Source organism: Albidovulum salinarum, assembly GCF_025673475.1.
In the GTDB taxonomy this organism is placed as follows: Bacteria; Pseudomonadota; Alphaproteobacteria; order Rhodobacterales; family Rhodobacteraceae; genus Albidovulum; species Albidovulum salinarum.
The window spans coordinates 205765-228645 of record NZ_JAOVQO010000002.1 but is presented as its reverse complement, the minus strand read 5'-3'; the positions used below and the strand labels follow the sequence as shown (position 1 = coordinate 228645).

Sequence of the window (22881 nt, the reverse complement as noted above, 5' to 3'; positions counted from 1 at the left end):
GATGGCCGAAAGCACGACAGAGGTTCTGGCCGGTGCCGGCGTCCTTGCGGTCGCGCTGGGTTTCCTGATCTATGCGGGCGACGGCAACGGCATCACCCGCACCGGCGAGAGCTACGACTTGACCGCGAGCTTCCGCTCGGTCGAGGGCATCACCATCGGCACCGATGTCCGCATGGCGGGCGTCAAGGTCGGCTCGGTCACCGAACTAGCGCTCAACCCCGAAACCTTCTTCGCCGATGCGCGCTTCACGGTCCGCAACGGCGTCGTCGTGCCCGATGACAGCACAGCGGTGATCGCCTCCGAGGGGCTCCTTGGCGGCGCCTTCCTCGAGATCCTGCCGGGCGGCAGCCCGATGGATCTCGAGCCCGGCAGCGAGATCGAGGACACGCAAGGTGCGGTCAGCGTGATCGCCCTGATGATGAAATTCGTCGGCGGCGGCAGCGACGAAACGGTGGAGCCCGCCGCGCCATGACCGCCCGCCTGCTTCTGCTTTTGGCGCTCGCCCTCGGCGGCGGCGCGGCCGCTGCCCAGGAGGTCGCGAGCGCGCCGGGCGCGATCCTGCGCGGGCTCGACAAGGTCTCGGGCGCGACCGAGGACATCGAGATCGCGGCGGGGGAATCGATGGCCTTCGGCCGGCTCATCGTCTCGCTCACCGATTGCCGCTATCCCGCAGCCGATCCGAGCGCGAACGCCTACGCGCATCTGACCATCACCGACAGAGCGGCCGGAACGGTGGAGTTCGACGGCTGGATGATCGCGTCGAGCCCGGCGCTCTCGGCGCTCGATGATCCGCGCTACGACGTCTGGCTCCTGCGCTGCAAGAGCAGCTGAGGCGAGGGCATCTCCGGCGCGGTGAAATCCGCCCGCCCGCGTACGGCCTTCGACAGACGCGCATGGTATTCCGCTCGCGGAATCTCGACCCCGCCGAGCGAGGCGAGATGCGGCGTGAGGAACTGGGTGTCGAAGAGCGAGAAGCCGCCCGAGCGGAGCCGGTCCACGAGATAGGCAAGCGCGACCTTCGAGGCGTCTCGCCGGAGCGAGAACATGCTCTCGCCGAAGAACGCAGCACCAAGCGTCAGGCCGAAGACCCCGCCGACGAGCGTGTCGTCCTCCCGGACCTCGAGCGAATGGGCGTGGCCGCGCTCGTGGAGCGTGCCGTAGAGCGCGGCGAGGGGGGCGTTGATCCAAGTTTCCTCCCGCGCCGCGCACAGGGCGACCACCTCTGAGAAGGTACGGTCGATGGCGATCTCGAACCGCCCGTTCCGGATCCTCCGGGCGAGCGAGCGCGAGATGCGGAAGCCGTCGAGCGGCATCACCCCGCGCAGGCGCGGGTCGATCCAGTGAAGCTCATCCGAGCCGCGGCCTTCCGCCATCGGGAAGATACCCCGCGCATAGCCCGCAAGCATCCCCTCCGGCGTCAGCATCGCCCGGCCCGGTCCGTGATCCGGCTCAGCCGAATTCCCGTGCAAGCCACTTTTCCAACCAGTGGATCGAGTAGTTCCCGGTCAGGATGTCGTCTTCCTGCAGGAGCCCGTGGAACAGCGGGATCGTGGTGTCGATTCCGTCCACGATCAGCTCGCTCAGGGCGCGCTTCAGCCGCGCCAGCGCCTCGGGCCGGTCGCGGCCGTGGACGATGAGCTTGCCGATCAGGCTGTCGTAGTAGGGCGGGATCGAATAGCCGTCGTAGAGCGCGGAGTCCATCCGCACGCCAAGGCCGCCCGGCGCATGGTACTGGGTGATCTTGCCGGGGCAGGGCGAGAAGTTCGGGAGTCTCTCGGCATTGATCCGGACCTCGATCGCATGGCCGTTCACCACCAGATCGTCCTGGGTGAACGAGAGCGGATAGCCCTCGGCCACGCGGATCTGCTCGCGCACTAGGTCGACGCCGAAGATCGCCTCGGTCACCGGGTGCTCGACCTGGAGCCGAGTGTTCATCTCGATGAAATAGAACTCGCCGTCCTCGTAGAGGAACTCGATCGTGCCGGCGCCGATGTAGTTGATCTTGGCAACCGCGTTGGCGCAGATGCCGCCGATCTCGGCGCGCTGCTCGGGCGTGATGACCGGGCCGGGCGCCTCTTCGAAGACCTTCTGGTGGCGGCGCTGCAGCGAGCAGTCGCGCTCGCCGAGATGGACGGCGTTGCCCTTGCCGTCGCCGAAGACCTGGATCTCGATATGGCGCGGCTTCTGGAGGTACTTCTCCATGTAGACTTCGTCATTGCCGAAGGCGGCTTTCGCCTCGGAGCGCGCGGTGCGGAAGGCGATCTCCAGCTCGCTCTCGTCCCTGGCGACCTTCATCCCGCGGCCGCCGCCGCCGGCGGTGGCCTTGATGATGACCGGATAGCCGATTTCCTTGGCGGTCTTCTTGGCCGCCGCGGTGTCGGGCACGCCGCCGTCGGAACCGGGTACGACCGGGATACCGAGGTTCTTGGCGGTTTCCTTGGCGGTGATCTTGTCGCCCATGATGCGGATATGCTCCGCGGTCGGGCCGATGAAGGTGATGCCGTGGTCTTCGAGCGCCTGGACGAAATTGGCGTTCTCGGAGAGGAAGCCGTAGCCCGGATGGATCGCCTGGGCGCCGGTGATCTCGCAGGCCGAGATGACCGAGGCGATCGAGAGATAGCTCTGCGACGAGGGGTTAGGGCCGATGCAGACCGACTCGTCGGCCATGCGGACATGCATCGCGTCGGCATCGGCGGTAGAATGCACCGCGACCGAGCGGATGCCCATCTCGCGGCAGGCGCGGATCACGCGGAGCGCGATCTCGCCCCGGTTGGCGACGAGGATTTTCTCGAACATCGCGCGCCTCACTCGATGATGAGCAGCGGCGCGCCGTATTCGACGGGGCTGCCATCCTCGACAAGTATGCGCTTGACGGTGCCGGCGCGCGGTGCCGGGATGTGGTTCATCGTCTTCATCGCCTCGACGATCAGGACGGTCTGGCCTTCCTTGACCTGGGCACCCACGGTCACGAAGGGATCCGCGCCGGGCTCTGCCGCGAGATAGACGGTGCCGACCATCGGCGAGGTGACCGCGCCGGGATGGCTCGCCGGGTCGGCGGGCTGGGATGCGGGTGCGGCGGCAGCAGCCGGAGCAGGAGCGGCGGCGGCAACGGGCGCCGGGGCAGGGGCCGCGAAGGCCGCGGGCGCCGCAATCTGGGGCGCGTACTTCGTGACCTTGACGTTCAGGCTGTCATTGTCGCCGTATTCGCGCTTCACGCTCAGCTCGGCGAGCCCGCTCTTGTTCAGAAGCTCGGCCAGAGCCTCGATGAAGGCCACGTCACTTTCATGGGGATTCTTGGTCATTTCTGTCCTCGATCGGTCCTGGCGGATGCCCGTCTTGCTTTGCGGGGTTTCCGTTTCCCGCCGCTTATACGCGCTTGGTCCGGCCGAGGAAAGCCGCGAGTTACGGTGTGCCGGCACCATCGCTCCGGCTGTAAACTTCAAAAATTTACCAGTTGATAAAAAAATGATTCGGTGGCAGCCTTTTCCTCAAGAACGGACGGAGGGAGGCCGCCTTGACCAACAGCCAGCTCACGCCGGGCATCGTGCCCGGGCGCCTCGGGGCAGAGGATTATGCCCGAAACTTCTCCGACATCGCGCCGCGCTACGACGCGCACGAGGCGCGGGTCGCGGCGGACCGCTGCTACTTCTGCCACGACGCGCCCTGCATGACGGCCTGTCCGACCTCGATCGACATTCCCTTGTTCATCCGCCAGATCGCGACCGGAACGCCCGAGGCGGCGGCGAAGACGATCTTTTCGCAGAACATCCTCGGCGGCATGTGCGCCCGCGTCTGCCCGACCGAGACGCTTTGCGAGGAGGTCTGCGTGCGCGAGGTGGCCGAGGGCAAGCCGGTCGAGATCGGGCGGCTGCAGCGCTACGCGACCGACACGCTGATGGAGACGGGCAGCCATCCCTTCGCCCGCGCGGCCTTGACCGGCAAGCGCGTGGCTGTCGTCGGCGCCGGTCCGGCCGGACTGGCCGCCGCGCACCGGCTGGCGATGAAAGGCCACGACGTCGTGGTCTACGACCCGCGCCCGAAGGCCGGCGGGCTCAACGAATACGGCATCGCCAGCTACAAGAGCCCCGGCGGTTTCGCGCAGGCCGAGGTCGACTGGCTCTTGAAGATCGGCGGGATCACGGTCCAGAACGGCATGGCGCTCGGGGCGGGGCTGACCCTCGACGGGCTGAAGGCGGACCAGGACGCGGTGGTGCTCGCCATCGGCCTTGCCGGCGTCAACGCACTCCGCGCCGAGGGCGAAGGGCTCGAAAACGTGCTTTCCGCCGTCGACTTCATCGCCGGGCTGCGGCAGGAGCCGGAAAAGGCGAAGCTCGCCATTGGCCGCGACGTGGTGGTGATCGGCGGCGGCATGACGGCGGTGGATGCCGCCGTGCAGTCGAAGCTCCTCGGCGCCGAGAACGTCACCATCGTCTACCGGCGCGGGCCGGAGAAGATGTCGGCCTCGGATCACGAGCAGGAGCACGCGACCTCGGTCGGTGTCCGCATCCTCCACAATGCCGCCCCGGTGCGCGTGATCGACAACGGCGCCGCACGCGAGGTCGAGTTCGCCTATACCGAGGACGGTCCGGACGGGCTGAAGCTCAAGGACGAGACGTTCCGGCTTCGGGCCGACCAGGTGATGAAGGCGATTGGCCAGACGCTCGACGGCGCGCCCGAGGGGCTGGCGATCGAGGGCGGAAAGATCGCCGTGACCGGGGCGGGGCGGACCTCGGTCCAAGGCGTCTGGGCGGCGGGCGACTGCGCCTTGGGCGGCGAGGACCTGACCGTCACCGCCGTCGCTGAGGGCCGCGACGCGGCCGAGGACATTCATGCGAGCCTGATGGGCTGAGGGAGGCACCAATGGCTGATCTGACGACGAATTTCATCGGGATCAAATCCCCCAACCCGTTCTGGCTGGCCTCCGCCCCGCCGACCGACAAGGAATACAACGTCCGCCGCGCCTTCGAGGCGGGCTGGGGCGGCGTGGTCTGGAAGACCCTCGGGTCCGAAGGCCCGCCCGTCGTCAACGTCAACGGCCCGCGCTACGGCGCGATCTGGGGCGCGGACCGGCGGCTTCTGGGGCTCAACAACATCGAGCTGATCACCGACCGGCCCTTGGAGGTGAACCTGCGCGAGATCAAGCAGGTCAAGCGCGACTACCCGGACCGGGCGCTGGTCATCTCGCTCATGGTGCCCTGCGACGAGGAAAGTTGGAAGTCGATCCTGAAGGCGGTCGAGGATACCGGCGCCGATGGGGTGGAGCTCAATTTCGGCTGCCCGCACGGGATGAGCGAGCGCGGCATGGGCTCGGCCGTGGGGCAGGTGCCGGAATATATCGAGATGGTGACGCGCTGGGTGAAGCAGCACAGCCGGATGCCCTGCATCGTCAAGCTGACCCCCAACATCACCGATGTGAGGAAGCCCGCGGCGGCTGCGAAGCGCGGTGGTGCCGATGCGGTGAGCCTGATCAACACGATCAACTCGATCACCTCGGTCAATCTCGACTTGTTCAGCCCCGAGCCGTCGATCGACGGCAAGGGCGCCCACGGCGGCTATTGCGGCCCGGCGGTGAAGCCGATCGCTCTGTCGATGGTGTCCGAGATCGCCCGCGACGCGGAGACCCGCGGCCTGCCGATCTCCGGCATTGGCGGGGTCACGACCTGGCGCGACGCGGCCGAGTTCATGGCGCTCGGCGCCGGCAACGTGCAGGTCTGCACGGCGGCGATGACCTACGGCTTCAAGATCGTGCAGGAGATGATCTCGGGGCTTTCGGAATACATGGACGGAAAGGGCATGACCTCGACCGCCGATCTCGTCGGCCGCGCGGTGCCGAACGTCACCGACTGGCAGTATCTCAACCTCAACTACGTCACCAAGGCCGAGATCGACCAGGACCTCTGCATCAAGTGCGGACGCTGCTATGCCGCCTGCGAGGACACCTCGCACCAGGCCATCGCAATGGGCGAGGACAGGGTGTTCTCGGTCAAGGACGAGGAATGCGTCGCCTGCAATCTCTGCATCGACGTCTGCCCGGTCGAGAACTGCATCACCATGCGGCCGCTGGCGAAGGGCGAGGTCGATCCGAGGACGGGCAAGAAGGTGGGCGACTACGCCAACTGGACGACGCATCCGAATAACCCGATGGCGCAGGCCGCAGAATAGGGCTCACCGGATGGTGCTTTGACAGCGGGCACGCCCGCATGTTCCCCTCTCCCCGCCGGTGCCTCCCTGCCGGCGAGGAGAGGATATCGTCGTGAGACCCCTGTTGATCCTGGCCGCCTTCGGCCTCGCCCAGCCGGCCAGTGCGGAGGGCTGGGCGATGAAACCGGGCGATGAGGTCTTCACGCCGGACGGGATCGCGGCCTTCGTCGCCGGGACCGAGATCCGCTTCTATGATGGCGGGCGCTCCGAATACGGCGCCGACGGGAGCTACGCCTATGTCTACGACGGCGGCGACCGCGCCGAGGGACGCTACCGGATCGAGGATGACGGCTCGGTCTGCGTCGAGTTCCTGAACGGCTGGTCGCGCTGCGATCTCTATGTCCGCAATGGCGGCCGGGTGCTGCTGATCGACGAGAAGGGCGACCGCTATCCGCTGAAACCCACCGGCTGACCGCGCGGTCAGGGCGCGAGGAGCTTGGCGAAGAGCGTTTCAAGAAAACCCTGCGCCTCGGCATAGGGATCGTGTCCCGGGCCGAGCACGGCGCGGACCTGGACGTCGAAATCGGCGTAATGCTGGGTCAGCGCCCAGATCGAGAAGATCAGGTGATGCGGCGGCATGTCCGCGATCCGCCCCGCCGCTGCCCAGTTTGCGAGCACCGTCGCCTTCTCGTCGACGAGCGCCTTCAGTTCGCCTTCGAGTGCGGCCATGATCCGCGGCGCGCCCTGCAGGATCTCGTTCGCGAAGAGCCGGCTTTCGCGCGGGTAGTCGCGGCTGAGTTCGAGCTTGCGGCGGACATAGCCAAGGATCTCCGCGACCGGCTCGCCCTCGGGGTCGAGTGCCCGCAGCGGATCGAGCCAGGCGTCGAGCAGCAGCGTCAGAAGCTCGGCGTGGATCGCTTCCTTGGAGGGGAAGTAGTAGAGCAGGTTCGGCTTCGACAGGCCTGCAAGCTCGGCGATCTGATCGACGGTGGTGCCACGAAAGCCGTAGCTGGAAAATGCGTCGAGCGCCGCGTCGAGGATGGTCTCGCGGTTCTTGCGCTGTATCCGTGTCAGCGGTCGCTCGGCGGCCTGCCGGTCCTGCACGCGGTGCTCTCCCTTGACGTCCTGTCTTCAGCTAGCGTGTATTTGACCGGAAGGTCAAACGTCATTTCCGCCGACCCGGCGGTAGGGAAGGGGGCAAGCGTGTCACACCCGGTCTTCGAGACGCGCGCCATGATCGCGGGCATGTCGCCGGAGCTTCTCCCCGGATCGTTCGTCTTCTGCAGCCTGCCGGGCGGAAGCGCCAGCGCCGCACTTCTGGACGCCGCGATGTCGGTCTTTCGCGAGGCCGAGGGCCTGTCGCTGATCCTGCCCAAGGCGGTCGCCGCAGCCCGAGGTCTCGACACGACATCGCCGATGCGGCTCATCCGGCTCAACGTGCATTCGTCGCTCGAGGGCGTCGGACTGACCGCTGCGGTCGCCACGGCGCTCGCGGCGGAGGGCATCGCCTGCAACATGGTGGCGGCCTATCACCACGACCACGCCTTCGTTCCCGCTGACCGTGCCGCGGAGGCTCTGGAGATCCTCCTGCGCCTTCAGGGCTCCGTCGCCGTGCGGTGAGCGCGCCCGTCAACCGACGGGCCGGGTCGCGTGGCACATCAGGTATTCGCGCCGTCCCTCCTGGAAGTCGCGGAAGATCCACGATCCCGGCGTCCCGGCCCAGAGCCGCACCGCCCGCCGCGTGCCCGGCGGGAAGCGGCGGTCGATCTCGACCGTCCGCCGGCCGGCGTCGTTTTCGAGCCCCCGGACAATGTTCGGGGTGATGTCGGCGATCCGGACCTCGGCGAAACCGGCGGCGGCCAGGCCGCTCCGGGTCTCGATCAGCGCCGCGCCGGGCGCCACCCGGGCGGGGGTGAAATCGGCATAGAGCAGGCTGCCGCCCGGCCTGAGCACCCGGTGCGCCTCGCGGAAGAACGCCTGCCGGTCGGGATAGCAATGCGCGCTTTCGACACTGAGCACGGCGTCGAATTCGCCGTCGCCGAAGGGCATGTCCATCGCGTCGCCATGCTGGAACAGAAGACCGTCGATCCCGTCATAGACGCGGCGGCAGAACTCGACCGCGCGCTCGGCAAGGTCGCAGCCGATCATCTGGCCGGTCCGGAGGTAGCGGTGGACATAGGCCGAACCGCCACCCCGGCCCGAGCCGATGTCGAGAACGCGCTTGCCGCTGAGGTCGATCTGGGTGGCAACGACATGGTAGAGCTGGGCGCAGAAGCGTTCGGCCTCGTCCTCCCGTTCCAGCCTGGGCGCCGGGGCGTCGGGATCGAAGGCGAAGCCGTAGTTCATGAACCTGAGGTCGGTCGCGTTCCTGAGATGCCAGCCGAGGCATTCGTAAAGGAGTTTGGCCCGCCGGCCGAAGAAATACCGAAATTCGCTCGGGCGCGTTACCGCCATACCACTGCTCCGATATGTCCGCCCCGCGCGTCAAGCATCGGCCGGGAGCGGCATCGAAGTCAATCGTGACGTCCCAGCCGGGCCCAGACCGCGCCGATCCCGCGCAGGATGATCGTCTTCACGCTTTCCTTGGCAGCCTTCCACTGGCGGTCGCTCAGGGGGGGGGGCGCCGTTCAGCGTCTCGATCTGGTGGCCGAAATCGGCGTAATGCTGGGTCGTGGCCCAGAGCATGTAGAGATGATGGCGGGGGGCGGCGGATGCCATTTTGCCCCGTTCGGTTCAGCACTGAGTCAGTTCTGCGTGGCTTGTACTGCGGTCGAACAGACGCGGTAAGCTTTGGCCTTATCGCCGGAATAGGACGAAATCCCGTTCGACTTCTTTAGATGAATTAGGATGGCAGACGCTTGACTGTGAAGGATTGGGAATACCCCGCCCCGTACTGGCAAACTACAGCAGCGGGACGGGATCGTCACTCAAGGTGCGCAAGTAGGCGATCAGATTGGCGCGATCCGTTTCGTCGGGTGCGCCTCGGGAGTCCATTTTTGTGCCGGGCGTCGTGATCGCTGGACCAGAAAGAAAGGTATTCAGGTCCTCGTAAGTCCAATTGCCCTCCAGACCCAACAATGTCTTGGAATAACCATTCGGGAAGGGACGGGACGCCTTGTCCCGACCGACCACATTCCACAGGTTCGGACCCGTTGAGTCGCCAAGCTCCGGTTCGAAAAGATGGCACCCGGTACAATTCTTTTCGAAGTAAATCGCACCCTGATCGGCGTCGGCGGTAGCAAGTCTGTCGGAAATCGGCTCGGGTATCGGCAAAATGACGCCCTGGCTCATGAGATAGTCCGCCACCTCGTCAGATAGTGCCCCGCGGCTTGGTGTAGGAGCGCCGACCCTCGGAGAGGTCAGGGCTTGATTAGGCGCCCACTGCGGGCAGCCTGACGGTCGGATTGTCGGTGACGCGTGCGAGCGATTCAAGGCTCATGTAGCGCCGCGCGCGCCCCGCGCTGCATGCTCAGATCGCCCCGATACCGCGCAGGATTATCGTCTTGACGCTGTCCTTCGCGGCCTTCCACTGCCGGTCTGTCAGCGGTTTGCCTCCGTTCAGCGTCTCGATCTGGTGGCCGAAATCGGCATAGTGCTGGGTCGTGGCCCAGAGCATGTAAAGGAGGTGCCTCGGGTCGACAGGCGCCATCTTGCCCTCGTCGATCCAGCGCTGGATGAGGTCCGCGCGACCCTTCGTCCACTCCCTGAGCGTTGTCTCGAGATAATCCTGGATCACCGGCGCGCCATGCATCACTTCCGACGCCCAGACCTTCGAGCCGAACGGGTGGCGGCGTGAGATCTCCATCTTCGCGTCGATATAGGCGCCGATCGCCTCGACCGGGCCGGGGGCGTTGTCGAAACTGTCCGCCGCATGCAGCCAGATCTCGAAAATCTGTTGCACCACCTTGCGATAGAGTTCTTCCTTGGTGGCGAAGTAATAGTGCAGGTTGGCCTTCGGCAGCCCCGCCATGTCGGCAATGAGCTGCATCGTCGCGCCGCCGAACCCTGCCTCGGCAAAGACCTTCTCGGCCGCCGCCAGAATCCGCGCCTCGTTCTCCCGCCGCGTGGCGTCGCGCTTCGACATGCGTTCGTTTGCGGCCATGCTCCTCAAGATTTTCGTTGACCGGTTGGTCAGGTTGTGGTGCTCTCAACCTTGACCATACGGTCAGAAAGAGAGTCGCCGCAAGGGGCATCAAGAACCCGGGGGCGACCGACAGGAGGAGAGAGATGTCCGCACCCGGAGAGAACCTCAGGATTGACCCCGCACGCCTTTGGGACTCGATCATGGAGATGGCGAAGATCGGCCCGGGCGTTGCGGGCGGCAACAACCGCCAGACGCTGACCGATGCCGACAGCGAGGGGCGGAAACTCTTCCAGTCATGGTGCGAGGCGGCCGGCATGACGATGGGCGTCGACCAGATGGGCACGATGTTCGCGACCCGCCCCGGAGAGGATCCGGACGCGCTGCCGGTCTACATGGGCTCGCATCTCGACACCCAGCCGACGGGCGGGAAATACGACGGTGTGCTGGGCGTTCTGGGGGCGCTCGAATGCGTCCGCACGATGAACGACTTCGGCATCAAGACAAAGCACCCGATCGTGGTGGTGAACTGGACCAACGAGGAGGGGACGCGCTTCGCCCCGGCGATGCTGGCCTCAGGGGTTTTCGCGGGCAAGCACGAATTGCAGTGGGCCTATGACCGCGAGGACCATGACGGCAAGACATTCGGCGACGAGCTGAAGCGCATCGGCTGGGTCGGTGACGAAAAGGTCGGCGACCGCAAGATGCATGCGCTTTTCGAGTTGCACATCGAACAGGGCCCGATCCTTGAGGCCGAGGGCAAGGATATCGGCGTCGTCACCCACGGGCAGGGCCTGCGCTGGATCGAATGCACCGTGACCGGGAAGGAGAGCCATACCGGCTCCACCCCGATGTCCATGCGCAAGAATGCCGGGCGGGGTTTGGCGCTGGTGACGGAACTGGTGCATGAGATCGCAATGGCGAACCAGCCAAACGCGGTCGGCGCCATCGGCCATATCGACGTCTATCCCAACAGCCGCAACATCATCCCCGGCAAGGTCGTCTTCACCGTCGACATGCGGACCCATATCCTGCCGAAGCTCAACGCGATGGTCGCGGAATTCGAAGAGCGCGCGCCGAAGCTCTGCGCCGATATCGGTGTCGAATTCGAGAACAAGATCGTCGGCCAGTTCGACCCGCCCGCCTTCAACGAGGATTGCGTGAAGGCCGTGCGCGCGGCGGCCGAGCGGCTCGGCTACAGCCACATGGACATCGTCTCGGGCGCCGGCCACGACGCCTGCTGGATCAACGATGTCGCCCCCACAGCGATGATCATGTGCCCCTGCGTGGATGGCCTTTCCCATAACGAGGCCGAGGAGATCAGCCCGGAATGGGCGGCGGCGGGGACGGATGTGCTGTTGCACGCGGTTCTGGAGACGGCGGAGGTCGTGGGGTGAGGCGAGGCCGGGGGGCGCTGCCCCCGGACCCCCGGGATACTTGAGAAAAGAAGAAAGGGCGGGGTGCCGCCATTCTGACAAGGGAGTGAGAGACATGGCGACCACAGTCATCAAGAACGGCACCATCGTCACCGCCGATCTGACCCACAAGGCCGACGTGCTGGTCGAGGGCGGGAAGATCGTTCAGATCGGAGAGGGCCTCAAGGGCGACAAGGTGCTCGACGCCACCGGCTGCTATGTCATGCCGGGCGGGATCGACCCCCATACGCATCTGGAGATGCCCTTCATGGGCACTTATTCCACCGACGATTTCGAGAGCGGCACCCGAGCGGCGCTCGCGGGCGGCACGACGATGGTCGTCGACTTCGTGCTGCCGTCGCCGGGGCAGGGGCTCCTTGATGCCAAGCAGATGTGGCACAACAAGTCGGGCCGGGCGAATTGCGACTATTCCTACCACATGGCGGTGACCTGGTGGGGCGAGCAGGTCTTCAACGAGATGAAGGACGTGATCGAGAAGGAGGGCATCACCACCTTCAAGCATTTCATGGCCTATAAGGGCGCCCTCATGGTCAATGACGATGAGATGTATGCCTCCTTCAAACGGCTCGCCGAATTGGGCGGCATAGCACTCGTCCATGCCGAGAACGGCGATGTGGTGGCCGAGTTGCAGCGCAAGCTGATGGAGGATGGCAATACCGGGCCCGAGGCCCATGCCTATTCCCGCCCGCCCCAGGTCGAGGGCGAGGCGACGAACCGCGCCATCATGATCGCCGACATGGCCGGTGTGCCGCTTTACGTCGTCCATACCTCCTGCGAGGAGGCGCATGAAGCGATCCGCCGGGCGCGGATGCAGGGCAAGCGGGTCTGGGGCGAACCCCTGATCCAGCACCTGACGCTGGACGAATCCGAGTATTTCAACAAGGACTGGGACCATGCCGCGCGCCGGGTGATGTCGCCGCCCTTCCGCAACAAGCAGCATCAGGATTCGCTCTGGGCCGGGCTCATGTCGGGTTCGCTGTCGGTGGTGGCGACCGACCACTGCGCCTTCACGACCGAGCAGAAGCGCACCGGCGTCGGCGATTTCACCAAGATCCCGAACGGGACCGGGGGGCTCGAGGACCGGATGCCGATGCTCTGGACCCACGGGGTTAATACCGGCCGGCTGACGCCGAACGAATTCGTCGCGGTCACTTCAACAAACATCGCCAAGATCTTGAATTGCTATCCGAAAAAGGGCGCGATCCTCGTCGGTGCCGATGCCGATATCGTGGTCTGGGACCCGGAGCGCACCAAGACGATCAGCGCCAAGTCACAGCAATCGGCCATCGACTACAACGTCTTCGAGGGCCATGAAGTCAAGGGCTTGCCGCGCTACACGCTGACCCGCGGCATGGTCGCGGTGAACGACGGCAAGGTCGAGACCCGCGAGGGCCACGGCGAGTTCGTCCGCCGCGAGGCCGGCAACCCGGTCAACAAGGCGCTGTCGAGCTGGAAGGAGCTGACGAGCCCGCGTCCGGTGAAGCGGACCGGCATTCCGGCGAGCGGGGTGTGATGAAGGCTTTCCGCATGCGCTGGGGGCTTGACGCGCGCTTGGTGTGGCTGGTGTTCGCTTCGGTGTTCTTTTCCATTCTGGGCTACAGCGTGTGCGTTGTTTTGATAACTGTTTGGCAAAGTCCCGGGGAGATCGGGCGTGTATTCCTGTTTCTTCCCTGGGCAGTCTTTGGTTGGGGGCCGCTGATTGTCGTTTTCATTGGTCTCAAGGCGCCCTACGCCTTTCCCATCGCGGTCGCGTTCTGGAGCACTTGCTTCCGTTTCGCGACGGCGCGCGGCCTGTCGCGGCGCAGGGCGGCCCAGATCGCGACGGCAGCCACGGGTTTTGGCTTCTGGGCTGCTTTTTTCGCCGCCGATTGGGCCGATGCCGGGGCATTTGATTCTTGGAAGCGCAGTATCCCGGCATTCGCCGCAGTCGGGTCTGTTTCCGCCTTGGCCAGCGCGTTGGCGGCGACCATGATCTATCGCTCCGAACCGGAAGCTGACGTGAGGCGGATGTGCGCATGAAAGATACCACGACAACCGCCGGAACCGTGATCGAGGCGCGGGGGCTGGGGCTGACCTTCCAGACCAGCGACGGTCCGGTCCATGCGCTGAAGGATGTCAATCTGACGGTCGATAAGGGCGATTTCGTTTCCTTCATCGGGCCTTCGGGGTGCGGCAAGACCACCTTCCTCAGGGCCATCGCCGCGCTGGAGCATCCGACGGAAGGGACGCTCACCGTCAACGGCATGGAGCCGGATGCGGCGCGGCAGGCGCGGGCCTATGGCTATGTGTTCCAGGCGGCGGGGCTTTATCCCTGGCGGACGATCGCGGGCAACATCAAGCTTCCCCTTGAGATCATGGGGTTTTCGAAGGCGGAGCAGAAGGAGCGGGTGGAGAAGGTGCTCGCGCTGGTTGACCTTGAGGGCTTCGGCAAGAAGTTCCCCTGGCAGCTCTCGGGGGGCATGCAGCAGCGCGCCTCGATCGCGCGGGCGCTGGCATTCGATGCCGATATCCTTCTCATGGACGAACCCTTCGGGGCGCTCGACGAGATCGTGCGGGACCGGCTCAACGAGGAGCTTTTGAAGCTCTGGGCGCGCACCGAGAAGACCATCGGTTTCGTCACCCATTCGATCCCGGAGGCGGTCTATCTTTCCACCAAGATCGTGGTGATGAGCCCCCGTCCGGGGCGGATCACCGATGTGATCGAGTCGACCCTGCCGAGGCAGCGGCCGCTCGACATCCGCGATTCGCGGGAGTTCATCGAGATCGCCCACCGGGTGCGGGAAGGCTTGAGGGCGGGGCATGGCGATGAGGTCTGACTGCGGTCGGCGAAGTGTCGGCAAGGTGTATGGCACGTCTTCGGCCGGCGTAGGGACGGTCTTGACCGTGGACGGGGGGCTGTCTGCCCCCCGGTCCCGGACGGGGCCCGGGACTCCCCCCGAGGATATTTTCGAAAAGAAGAGGAGGCGGGGGGCATGAGGTCGGTTCTGCCCATCCTCGCCGTGCTCGGGGCCATCGTCGCGCTCTGGTACGCGGCGACGGTCTGGCTCAACAGTCAGTGGACCTACGACCAAGCGGCGCGGGCCGGGGTCGAGGTGAGTTTCGGCGAGGTCGTGGCCGACACGCTGAACCAGGACCGGCCGGTCCTGCCGGCGCCGCACCAGGTGGCCGAGGGGCTCTGGGACGGGCTCGCGGGGCAGAAGGTCACCTCGAAGCGGAGCCTCGTCTACCACGGCTGGGTGACGCTCTCGGCGACGCTCGTCGGCTTCGCGATCGGCACCGGGCTCGGGATCCTGCTCGCGGTCGGGATCGTCCACAACCGGGCGATGGACATGAGCGTCATGCCCTGGGCGATCGCGAGCCAGACGATCCCGATCCTCGCCATCGCGCCGATGGTGATCGTGGTCTTCGCCTCGGTCGGGCTCACCGGGCTCATTCCGAAGGCGATCATCTCGGCCTATCTGTCGTTCTTCCCGGTCGTGGTCGGCATGGTGAAGGGGCTGCGCTCGCCCGACGCGATGCAGCTCGATCTTCTGAAGACCTACAATGCGGGGGGCTGGGACACGCTCCGGAAGCTCCGGCTGCCCGCCTCGATGCCCTATCTCTTCGCCTCGCTCAAGGTCTCGGTCGCGGCTTCGCTCGTCGGCGCGATCGTCGGGGAACTGCCGGCGGGGGCCACCTCGGGCCTCGGCGCGCGGCTCCTGTCGGGGAGCTATTACGGCCAGACGATCCAGATCTGGGCGGCCTTGTTCGCGGCGGCGATCCTTGCCGCGGGGCTGGTAATGATCATCGGCGGGATCGAGCGCGGCACCCTGCGGCGGATGGGGATGGCGCGATGAGCTGGCTCTGGGGGGCGATCCTGTTCTGGCTCGGGGCCTGGGCGCTGAATGCCCGGCTCGCGGGCTCCCGGTTCGCGGGGCGAAAGGTGGTGCGGTTCTTCGTGCCGGCGCTCTTCGGGGTGACGCTGCTTGTCCTCTGGGAGGGGATCGTGCGCGGGCTCGGCGTGCCGGGCGTGATCCTGCCGCCGCCCTCCGCGATCTGGGAGACCATCACCGGGGCGGTGCCGGTGCTTTGGGGCGATTTCGTGCAGACCATCGTCAAGGGCGCCCTGTCGGGCTATGTCATCGGCTGCGGCGCAGCCTTCCTGACCGCGGTGGCGATCGACCGCTCGCCCTTCCTGCAGCGGGGCCTGTTGCCGGTGGGCAATTTCGTCGCCGCCCTGCCGATCGTCGGCATCGCGCCGATCCTCGTCATGTGGTTCGGTTTCGACTGGCAGTCGAAGGCCGCCGTCGTCGTCGTGATGGTGTTCTTCCCGGTGCTCGTGAACACCGTCGCGGGGCTGGCTGCGACCGAGCGGATGCAGCGCGACCTGATGGCGACCTATTCGGCCTCCTACTGGCAGACGCTTTTCAAGCTGCGCCTTCCTGCGGCGATGCCCTTCGTTTTCAACGGGTTGAAAATCGCCACGACTCTTGCGCTGATCGGCGCTATCGTGGCCGAGTTCTTCGGATCGCCGATCCGCGGCATGGGGTTCCGGATCTCGACCGAGGTCGGGCGGCTCGCGCTCGACATGGTCTGGGCCGAGATCGCGGTGGCCGCGGTGGCCGGGTCGGCATTCTACGGGTTGGTGGCGGCGACCGAGAAGGCCGTCACCTTCTGGCATCCCTCGCAAAGGGGGCAGAAATGACAACAGGGAGGTTGGACAGATGAAGAAGATCTTGACCGCGGCGATGATCGCGGGGTTCGGGGGCGGCGCGGCGCAGGCGGCCGACGACCTGACCCTGCAGCTGAAGTGGGTGACCCAGGCTCAGTTCGCGGGCTATTACGTCGCGCTCGAGAACGGGTTCTACGAGGAGGAGGGCCTCAACGTCACGATCAAGCCGGGCGGGCCCGACATCGCGCCGACCCAGGTGATCGCGGGCGGCGGTGCCGATGTGACGGTCGAATGGATGCCGGCCGCGCTCGCCGCGCGCGAGAAGGGGCTGCCGCTCGTCAACATCGCGCAGCCGTTCAAGTCCTCGGGCATGATGCTGACCTGCCTCAAGGAGAGCGGGATCGCGAGCCCGGACGACTTCAAGGGCCATACGCTCGGCGTCTGGTTCTTCGGCAACGAGTATCCGTTCCTGAGCTGGATGAGCCAGCTCGGCATCCCGACCACGGGTGGCGCGGACGGGGTCGAGGTGCTGAAGCAGGGCTTCAACGTCGATCCCTTGCTGCAAAAGCAGGCCTCCTGCATCTCGACCATGACCTACAACGAGTACTGGCAGGTCATCGATGCCGGGATCGGCGAGGGTGACCTCGTGACCTTCAAGTACGAGGATCAGGGCGTGGCGACGCTGGAGGACGGGCTCTATGTGCTTGAGGACAAGCTTGCGGACCCGGCCTTCGAGGACAAGCTCGTGCGGTTCGTCCGGGCCTCGATGAAGGGCTGGAAATGGGCCGAGGAGAATCCCGATGACGCGGCGATGATCGTCCTCGACAACGACGAGACCGGGGCGCAGACCGAGGCGCATCAGAAGCGGATGATGGGCGAGATCGCCAAGCTCACCGCGGGGTCGAACGGAGCCCTGGACGAGGCCGATTACGAGCGGACGGTGGCGACGCTGCTGGGCGGCGGCTCGGATCCGGTGATCTCGAAGGCGCCGGAAGGGGCCTGGACCCACCAGATCACCGACAAGGCGCTGCAGTAGCCTTTCGCCCGAACCGGAACAGATGGCGCGCGGGGCTCTGCCCCGCGCGTTCTTTTTCTCCGGTTGATCGCCGTCAGGGCCCGGGCGCGGCAGAACTGGCAAGGTTCTGGCGCAACGGCGTGGTGTTGGGCCGGAGTCCGGGACGGAGAGCCGGTCCGGCGGTTGGGGGCGAACGAAAGGAGTGAACATGGCGTTGATCCTGGCGAGACTGGCGGGCGGCCTGCGCCTCGGGGTTCTGGCTTGTGCGATGATCGGCGGCCTTGCGGCCTGCGAACCGCAGCAACAGGCGATCGGGCAATGCGAGGAGGGCGTGGCGGACATCTCCCGCGTGGCCGATGTGGCGCCTGTGGGCTGCTGAGGCCGGCGGGCGGTGCCTTTTCGCTTGCCCTCGCCGCCGGTTCGCGGTCTATCTCGGACGAACCGGAAACAGGGGACGCGGCGGCGATGACGGAAGCGACGGAGCAAGGGCGGGGCATGCGGGCGGCCGGATATGCCGCCATCGGACTGAGCCTGATCGCGGCGCTGTCGGCCTGTTCGCGCGACAAGACGCCGCTCACTGCCTGCGCGGGCGGCAAGCCGGTGGTGGAGCGCACGCTCGACGTCGCGCCGCCGAATTGCTGATGCGCTGAAAAGCGGCGCGCAACGCTATCAACTCATTCGGGAAAGCTGTAAACTCGCGGCGCGGGGCCGGAGCGGCGTCGCGGCCGCGGCGGGGAGCGCATGGCACGATCGGCACTGACCGGGACGAGGGTGCGGGAACGGCGCCTGCTGATCGGCATGAAGCAGGCCGATCTGGCGCGGGCGGTCGGCATCTCGCCGGCCTATCTCAACCTCATCGAGCATAACCGGCGCCGGGTGGGTGCGGAGTTGCTCGCCGGGCTCGCCGATGCGCTCGGGGTCGAGGAGGCGGCGCTGGCCGAGGGCGCCGAGAGCGCGCTCTTCGAGGGGTTGCGCGAGGCGGCGGCCGGCATGGCGGGCGGCGAGGCCACGCCGGAGGTCGCGCGGATCGAGGAATTCGTCGGACGTTTCCCCGGCTGGGCCGCGCTTCTGGCGGCGGTGCAGGCGCGGATCGGTACGCTTGAGCGCACGGTCGAGGCGCTCAACGAGCGCATGGCGCACGACCCGTTCCTCTTCGCCTCGCTGCACGAGGTGGTCTCGGCGGTGACCTCGCTGCGCTCGACCGCGGCGATCCTGGCCGAGACCGAGGAGATCGACCCCGCGTGGCGGGCGCGCTTCCACCGGAACGTCTACGAGGACAGCGTTCGTCTGAGCGAGGCGGCGGCCGCGCTCGTGGCCTATCTCGATGCGACGAAGGAGAGCGAGACCGGGCTTTCCTCGCCGCAGGAGGAGGTCGAGGCCTGGCTCGCGAAGTCGGCCTATCACCTCGCGGCGCTGGAACGCGCCCATCCGCCGCAGGCCGACACGCTCATCGCCGGGGTGCCGGAACTGGCGAGCGGGGCGGCGCGCAAGCTCGCGCTCGCCCATATCGCGCGCTATCGCACGGACGCGGTGGCGCTGCCGCTCGACGGGTTCCGGCGGGCGCTGGCCGAGGTGGGGCCGGATCCGGCGGCGCTGGCGCAGGCGACGGGGGCGGGGCTCGCGCAGGTGTTCCGGCGACTCGCGGCGCTGCCCGAGGGTGAGGGGCCGCCGGTCGGGCTTGTCGCCTGTGACGCCTCGGGGACGCTGACCTTCCGCAGGCCCGCGCCGGGCTTCGCGCTGCCGCGCCACGGGGCGGCCTGTCCCCTGTGGCCGCTCTACGAGGCGCTCGCGCGGCCGATGGTGCCGATCCGCGCCGCGGTCGAGATGGCGGGGCGGGTGCCGCAGCGATTCCTGACCTACGCGTTCAGCGAGCCGCGCCATCCCGGCGGCTTCGACGGGCCGCAGGTGGTCGAGGCGCAGATGCTCATCCTGCCGGCACCCGAGGAACGCGGCGGCGAGCGGTCGATCGGCCCCTCCTGCCGTATCTGCCCGCGCGGCGGCTGTGTGGCGCGGCGCGAGCCCTCGATTCTTGCCGAGGAGGGCTGAGGTGCGGCCGGAGCGGCGGCTCCAGCGGTTCGACATGATGCGCGACTTGGTTTTGACAGCCGCCGGGAACTTCGGTGATAGTCGGATCGGGATGGCGCGACGCGGGGAGGTCAGGCGGCACATGGGCAGACGGGTCCTGCTGATCGAGGATGAGCCGCATATCGCCGAGGCGATCCGGTTCCTGCTCGCCCGCGACGGATGGTCGGTGGCGAGCCACGGCGAGGGCACCGGCGCGATGGAGGCGATCCGGCGCGAGACGCCGGATGTGCTCGTGCTCGACATGATCCTGCCGGGCCGCTCGGGCTACGAGATCCTCTGCGACCTGCGCGCCGATCCCGCGCTCGCGGGCCTGCCGGTGCTGGTGCTGAGCGCACGCGGTCAGGCCGAGGACCGCGCGGCGGCGACCGAGGCCGGCGCCTCGCGCTTCATGGCCAAGCCCTTCGTCAATTCCGAGATCGTCGCGACCCTGCGGCAGATGGCGGGCGGATGAGCAGGCGCGCGGCGAGATCCGGCGCGGAGGGCGCATGAAACGGCCGCGCCCGCCCCGATTCCTCGCCCGGCGAAGCTACCGGCGGCGCCGGCTCATCGATGCCGCGCGGATTCTGCCAGTTCTCGGCTTCATCCTCGTCATGGTGCCGATCCTCTGGCGCCCCGGCGCGACGGAAGCGCCAGACACCGCGTTCGGCGGTCTCTACCTCTTCGCGGTCTGGTTCGGGCTGATCGGCGCGGCCTTCCTCGTCGCCCGGATCCTCGCGCGCGGCGAGCCGGGCGCCGGCGAGGCCGAGGCGGATGAGGAGACGCGCTGATGGTGCCGTTCAACATCCTCGTCGCGGTCTGCCTCGTCTATGTGTGCCTGCTGTTCCTCGTGGCCTTCGTGGCCGAGCGGCGCGCCGAGCGCGGCAAGGCGGGGTTCCTGCGCTCGCCCCTCGTCTACACTCTGTCGCTGTCGATCTACTGCACCGCATGGACCTTCTACGGCGCGGTCGGCTACGCGGCGCGCTCGGGGCTCGAGTTCCTGACGATCTACCTTGGGCCGACGCTGGTGCTGGTCGGCTGGTGGCTCCTCCTGCGCAAGCTCGTCCGGATCGGCCAGAGCCAGCGCGTGACCTCGATCGCCGACCTGATCTCGTCGCGCTACGGCAAGTCGAATCTCCTCGGCGTCATCGTCACGGTGATCTGCGTCGTCGCGGCGACGCCCTATATCGCGCTGCAGCTGCAGTCGGTGACGCTGTCGTTCGGGGTCTTCGCCTCGGGCACGCCGGAGGGCTGGGCGCTGCCGAACCAGAGCGCGACCGCGCTCTGGGTGGCGGCCGGGCTCGCGCTCTTCACCATCCTCTTCGGCACCCGCAACCTCGACGCCAACGAGCGCCATCACGGCGTGGTCATGGCGATCGCGCTCGAGGCGGTGGTCAAGCTCGTGGCGCTGCTGGCGGTCGGCATCTTCGTGGTCTGGGGCGTGGCCGGCGGCTGGACCGATGTCGCCGCGCGCATCGACGCCTCGCCGATCGGTGACTGGCCGCTGGTGCCCGGTCGCTGGATCGGGCTGACCCTGGTCTCGGCCGCCGCCATCGTCACCCTGCCGCGCATGTTCCAGGTCATGGTCGTGGAAAACTCCGACGAGCGCCACCTCGCGACCGCCTCCTGGGCCTTCCCGCTCTATCTCATGCTGATGAGCCTCTTCGTCGTGCCGATCGCGGTCGTCGGGCTTTCGGTCCTGCCCGAGGGCGCCAATCCCGACCTCTTCGTGCTGACGCTGCCCTTGGCCGAAGGCCAGGGCAAGCTCGCGATGCTCGCCTTCCTCGGCGGCTTCTCCTCGGCGACCTCGATGGTGATCGTGGCCGCGATCGCGCTCGCGACGATGGTGTCGAACCATGTCGTGGCGCCGCTGTGGCTGTCCTTGCGCGCCGGCGGCGCCAAGGCGCCGGGCGATGTGCGCGGGCTGATCCTGATGTCGCGGCGGGTCTCGATCGCGGCGATCCTGGCACTAGGCTACATCTATTACAGCCTCTCGGGCGGTTCGGCCGCGCTCGCCGCGATCGGGCTCATCGCCTTCGTCGGCGTGGCGCAGATCCTGCCGGCGATGCTCGGGGGCCTCTTCTGGCGCGGCGCTACCCGGATCGGCGCGGCGCTCGGGCTGGCCACCGGCTTCCTCGTCTGGCTTTACACGCTCTACCTGCCGTCGTTCGGCGCGGGCGGGCTCCTTTCGACGGCGATCCTCGCCGAGGGGCCCTGGGGAATCGGCTGGCTCCGGCCGCAGGCGCTGTTCGGAGCCTATGGGCTCGATCCGCTGATGCACGCGGTCTTCTGGTCGCTCGCGCTCAACACCTTCGCCTTCGTCGCGGGCTCGCTCGTGACCTTCCCGAGCCCGGTCGAGCGGATGCAGGGGCTCGCATTCGTCAACGCCTTCGACCACGATCCCGGCGCCCACGGCTGGTCGCGCGGCGGCGCCGAGGCCGAGGATCTCCTGACGATGGCGCAGGGCATCCTCGGCGCCGAGGAGGCGCAGGAGTTTTTCCGGACCTGCGCCGAGGCCCAGGGCAAGGCCGGCTTCCTGCCCGACACCACGCCCGACTTCATCGACCGGCTCGAACGCCGGCTTTCGGGCGCGGTCGGGGCGGCGACGGCGCATGCGATGGTCGCGCAGTTCGCGGAAGGTGCGGCGGTCTCGGCGCAGGATCTGCTGGCGGTCGCTTCCGAGGCGCAGCAGATCCTCGAATACTCGACCCAGCTCGAAGCCAAGTCCGAGGAGCTGGAGCGGACCGCCCGTCAACTGCGGGAGGCCAACGACAAGCTCAAGGATCTCTCGGTGCAGAAGGACGCGTTCCTGAGCCAGATCAGCCATGAACTCAGGACGCCGATGACCTCGATCCGGGCCTTTTCGGAGATCCTCAAGGATCCGGAACTGCCGGACGAGATGCAGAAGCAATATGCCGGCGTCATCCATGACGAGACGATCCGGCTGACGCGGCTGCTCGACGATCTTCTCGACCTCTCGGTGCTGGAGAACCGCAAGGTCAAGCTCGACGTCAAGGTGGCGAACCTGCACGACCTGATCTCGAAGGCGGTGCGTTCGGCTTCGAACACCCGGCCGGAGCGGAGTTTCGTGATCCACCGCGACCAGCCGGCCGAGCATATCCCGGTGATCACCGACACCGACCGGCTGGTGCAGGTCTTCATCAACCTCGTCTCGAACGCGCGCAAGTATTGCGACGCCGAGCGGCCGGAGCTGACGATCAACGCGCGCCGCAGGGGCAACCGGATCATCGTCGACTTCATCGACAACGGCTCGGGCATCCCCAAGGCCTCGCAGCGGCTGATCTTCGAGAAATTCGCGCGGCTGACCGATACCGCGCGGGCGGGCGGCGCCGGGCTCGGCCTCGCGATCTGCCGCGAGATCATGGCCAATCTCGGCGGCACCATCGCCTACCTGCCCGGCCAGGGCGGCGCGGCGTTCCGGGTCTCGCTGCCGGCCAAGCCCGAGATCAAGGCGCAGGAAGCCGCCTGAACGGGC

At 67.1% G+C, this 22881-nt stretch carries 26 protein-coding genes and 1 pseudogene; 19 read left to right on the top strand and 8 right to left on the bottom strand.

Annotated features, from left to right (window positions below):
- Position 1: 1 nt before the first annotated feature.
- Together mlaD and OEZ60_RS03155 are read left to right on the top strand one after the other, a co-directional pair.
- Entirely contained in the window at positions 2-472 is a 471-nt protein-coding gene (mlaD, locus tag OEZ60_RS03160) for an outer membrane lipid asymmetry maintenance protein MlaD (protein WP_263333134.1), read from the top strand.
- Positions 469-831, top strand: a complete 363-nt coding sequence (locus OEZ60_RS03155) for a DUF2155 domain-containing protein (RefSeq protein WP_263333132.1) — start codon at positions 469-471, stop codon at positions 829-831. Before mlaD ends, OEZ60_RS03155 begins: the two co-directional genes overlap by 4 nt.
- Here the strand turns inward: OEZ60_RS03155 and aat are convergent.
- The 3 genes from aat to accB are packed head-to-tail and all read right to left on the bottom strand — an operon-like array spanning position 795 to position 3302.
- Positions 795-1424: a leucyl/phenylalanyl-tRNA--protein transferase gene (gene aat, locus OEZ60_RS03150; RefSeq protein ID WP_263333129.1), complete on the bottom strand. Its 630-nt coding sequence runs from the start codon at positions 1422-1424 to the stop codon at positions 795-797. The genes OEZ60_RS03155 and aat overlap by 37 nt on opposite strands.
- 25 nt (positions 1425-1449) lie before the next feature.
- Positions 1450-2796 carry an acetyl-CoA carboxylase biotin carboxylase subunit gene (gene accC, locus OEZ60_RS03145; protein WP_263333127.1) on the bottom strand — a complete coding sequence of 449 codons (1347 nt, stop codon included), beginning with the start codon at positions 2794-2796 and terminating at the stop codon, positions 1450-1452.
- Between the two features lie 8 nt (positions 2797-2804).
- Complete coding sequence (gene accB, locus OEZ60_RS03140) at positions 2805-3302, bottom strand: acetyl-CoA carboxylase biotin carboxyl carrier protein (RefSeq protein WP_263333125.1); 498 nt, start codon at positions 3300-3302, stop codon at positions 2805-2807.
- A 212-nt stretch (positions 3303-3514) separates the two neighbouring features.
- Between accB and OEZ60_RS03135 the strand changes: the two genes are divergently transcribed.
- The 3 genes from OEZ60_RS03135 (at position 3515) to OEZ60_RS03125 (ending at position 6613) form a co-directional block, all read left to right on the top strand.
- Complete coding sequence (locus OEZ60_RS03135; protein ID WP_263333122.1) at positions 3515-4849, top strand: NAD(P)-dependent oxidoreductase; 1335 nt, start codon at positions 3515-3517, stop codon at positions 4847-4849.
- Positions 4850-4860: 11 nt separating this feature from the next.
- Positions 4861-6162, top strand: coding sequence for an NAD-dependent dihydropyrimidine dehydrogenase subunit PreA (gene preA, locus OEZ60_RS03130; protein ID WP_263333120.1), 1302 nt, complete (start codon positions 4861-4863; stop codon positions 6160-6162).
- A gap of 91 nt (positions 6163-6253) precedes the next feature.
- The gene (locus tag OEZ60_RS03125; protein ID WP_263333118.1) at positions 6254-6613 is read left to right on the top strand and encodes a hypothetical protein; all 360 of its coding nucleotides are present in this window, start codon (positions 6254-6256) and stop codon (positions 6611-6613) included.
- An 8-nt stretch (positions 6614-6621) separates the two neighbouring features.
- Here OEZ60_RS03125 and OEZ60_RS03120 read toward each other — a convergent pair whose 3' ends face one another.
- The gene (locus OEZ60_RS03120; RefSeq protein WP_263333117.1) at positions 6622-7245 is read right to left on the bottom strand and encodes a TetR family transcriptional regulator C-terminal domain-containing protein; all 624 of its coding nucleotides are present in this window, start codon (positions 7243-7245) and stop codon (positions 6622-6624) included.
- 99 nt (positions 7246-7344) lie between these two features.
- On the opposite strand from OEZ60_RS03120, the gene OEZ60_RS03115 reads away from it, so the two are divergent.
- A complete protein-coding gene (locus OEZ60_RS03115) occupies positions 7345-7761 on the top strand; it encodes an ACT domain-containing protein (protein WP_263333115.1) in 417 nt (138 codons plus the stop codon).
- Positions 7762-7770: 9 nt separating this feature from the next.
- On the opposite strand, the gene OEZ60_RS03110 is transcribed toward OEZ60_RS03115, so the two are convergent.
- The 4 genes and pseudogenes from OEZ60_RS03110 to OEZ60_RS03095 form a co-directional block, all read right to left on the bottom strand.
- Entirely contained in the window at positions 7771-8595 is an 825-nt protein-coding gene (locus OEZ60_RS03110; protein WP_263333114.1) for a class I SAM-dependent methyltransferase, read from the bottom strand.
- Between the two features lie 59 nt (positions 8596-8654).
- Positions 8655-8844 (bottom strand): annotated as a pseudogene (locus OEZ60_RS03105) (TetR family transcriptional regulator C-terminal domain-containing protein); the annotation flags it as partial.
- A 198-nt stretch (positions 8845-9042) separates the two neighbouring features.
- Positions 9043-9432 carry a c-type cytochrome gene (locus OEZ60_RS03100; protein WP_263333112.1) on the bottom strand — a complete coding sequence of 130 codons (390 nt, stop codon included), beginning with the start codon at positions 9430-9432 and terminating at the stop codon, positions 9043-9045.
- A gap of 178 nt (positions 9433-9610) precedes the next feature.
- On the bottom strand, positions 9611-10243 hold the full coding sequence (locus OEZ60_RS03095; protein WP_263333110.1) for a TetR/AcrR family transcriptional regulator: 633 nt from the start codon (positions 10241-10243) through the stop codon (positions 9611-9613).
- Between the two features lie 125 nt (positions 10244-10368).
- Here OEZ60_RS03095 and OEZ60_RS03090 point away from each other — a divergent pair, with 125 nt between their 5' ends.
- The 13 genes from OEZ60_RS03090 to OEZ60_RS03030 all read left to right on the top strand — a co-directional run bounded on the left by OEZ60_RS03090 (position 10369) and on the right by OEZ60_RS03030 (position 22875).
- On the top strand, positions 10369-11619 hold the full coding sequence (locus OEZ60_RS03090) for a Zn-dependent hydrolase (protein ID WP_263333108.1): 1251 nt from the start codon (positions 10369-10371) through the stop codon (positions 11617-11619).
- A 94-nt stretch (positions 11620-11713) separates the two neighbouring features.
- Positions 11714-13171, top strand: coding sequence for a dihydropyrimidinase (gene hydA / locus OEZ60_RS03085; RefSeq protein ID WP_263333106.1), 1458 nt, complete (start codon positions 11714-11716; stop codon positions 13169-13171).
- A gap of 14 nt (positions 13172-13185) precedes the next feature.
- Positions 13186-13677, top strand: a complete 492-nt coding sequence (locus OEZ60_RS03080; RefSeq protein WP_263333104.1) for a hypothetical protein — start codon at positions 13186-13188, stop codon at positions 13675-13677.
- Positions 13674-14474: an ABC transporter ATP-binding protein gene (locus OEZ60_RS03075; RefSeq protein WP_263333102.1), complete on the top strand. Its 801-nt coding sequence runs from the start codon at positions 13674-13676 to the stop codon at positions 14472-14474. Before OEZ60_RS03080 ends, OEZ60_RS03075 begins: the two co-directional genes overlap by 4 nt.
- 156 nt (positions 14475-14630) lie before the next feature.
- Positions 14631-15494: an ABC transporter permease gene (locus OEZ60_RS03070; protein ID WP_263333100.1), complete on the top strand. Its 864-nt coding sequence runs from the start codon at positions 14631-14633 to the stop codon at positions 15492-15494.
- A complete protein-coding gene (locus OEZ60_RS03065) occupies positions 15491-16342 on the top strand; it encodes an ABC transporter permease (protein WP_263333098.1) in 852 nt (283 codons plus the stop codon). The genes OEZ60_RS03070 and OEZ60_RS03065 overlap by 4 nt, the downstream gene beginning before the upstream one ends.
- A 19-nt stretch (positions 16343-16361) precedes the next feature.
- Positions 16362-17345: an ABC transporter substrate-binding protein gene (locus OEZ60_RS03060; protein ID WP_263333096.1), complete on the top strand. Its 984-nt coding sequence runs from the start codon at positions 16362-16364 to the stop codon at positions 17343-17345.
- A gap of 187 nt (positions 17346-17532) precedes the next feature.
- On the top strand, positions 17533-17703 hold the full coding sequence (locus OEZ60_RS03055; RefSeq protein ID WP_263333094.1) for a hypothetical protein: 171 nt from the start codon (positions 17533-17535) through the stop codon (positions 17701-17703).
- Between the two features lie 86 nt (positions 17704-17789).
- A complete protein-coding gene (locus tag OEZ60_RS03050) occupies positions 17790-17966 on the top strand; it encodes a hypothetical protein (RefSeq protein WP_263333092.1) in 177 nt (58 codons plus the stop codon).
- A 99-nt stretch (positions 17967-18065) separates the two neighbouring features.
- Positions 18066-19370, top strand: coding sequence for a short-chain fatty acyl-CoA regulator family protein (locus OEZ60_RS03045; protein WP_263333090.1), 1305 nt, complete (start codon positions 18066-18068; stop codon positions 19368-19370).
- A 121-nt stretch (positions 19371-19491) separates the two neighbouring features.
- Positions 19492-19860, top strand: a complete 369-nt coding sequence (locus OEZ60_RS03040; RefSeq protein ID WP_263333088.1) for a response regulator transcription factor — start codon at positions 19492-19494, stop codon at positions 19858-19860.
- Positions 19861-19894: 34 nt separating this feature from the next.
- Positions 19895-20176 carry a hypothetical protein gene (locus tag OEZ60_RS03035; RefSeq protein ID WP_263333086.1) on the top strand — a complete coding sequence of 94 codons (282 nt, stop codon included), beginning with the start codon at positions 19895-19897 and terminating at the stop codon, positions 20174-20176.
- A gap of 2 nt (positions 20177-20178) precedes the next feature.
- Positions 20179-22875, top strand: a complete 2697-nt coding sequence (locus tag OEZ60_RS03030; RefSeq protein ID WP_263333261.1) for an ATP-binding protein — start codon at positions 20179-20181, stop codon at positions 22873-22875.
- The last annotated feature ends 6 nt before the right edge of the window (positions 22876-22881 follow it).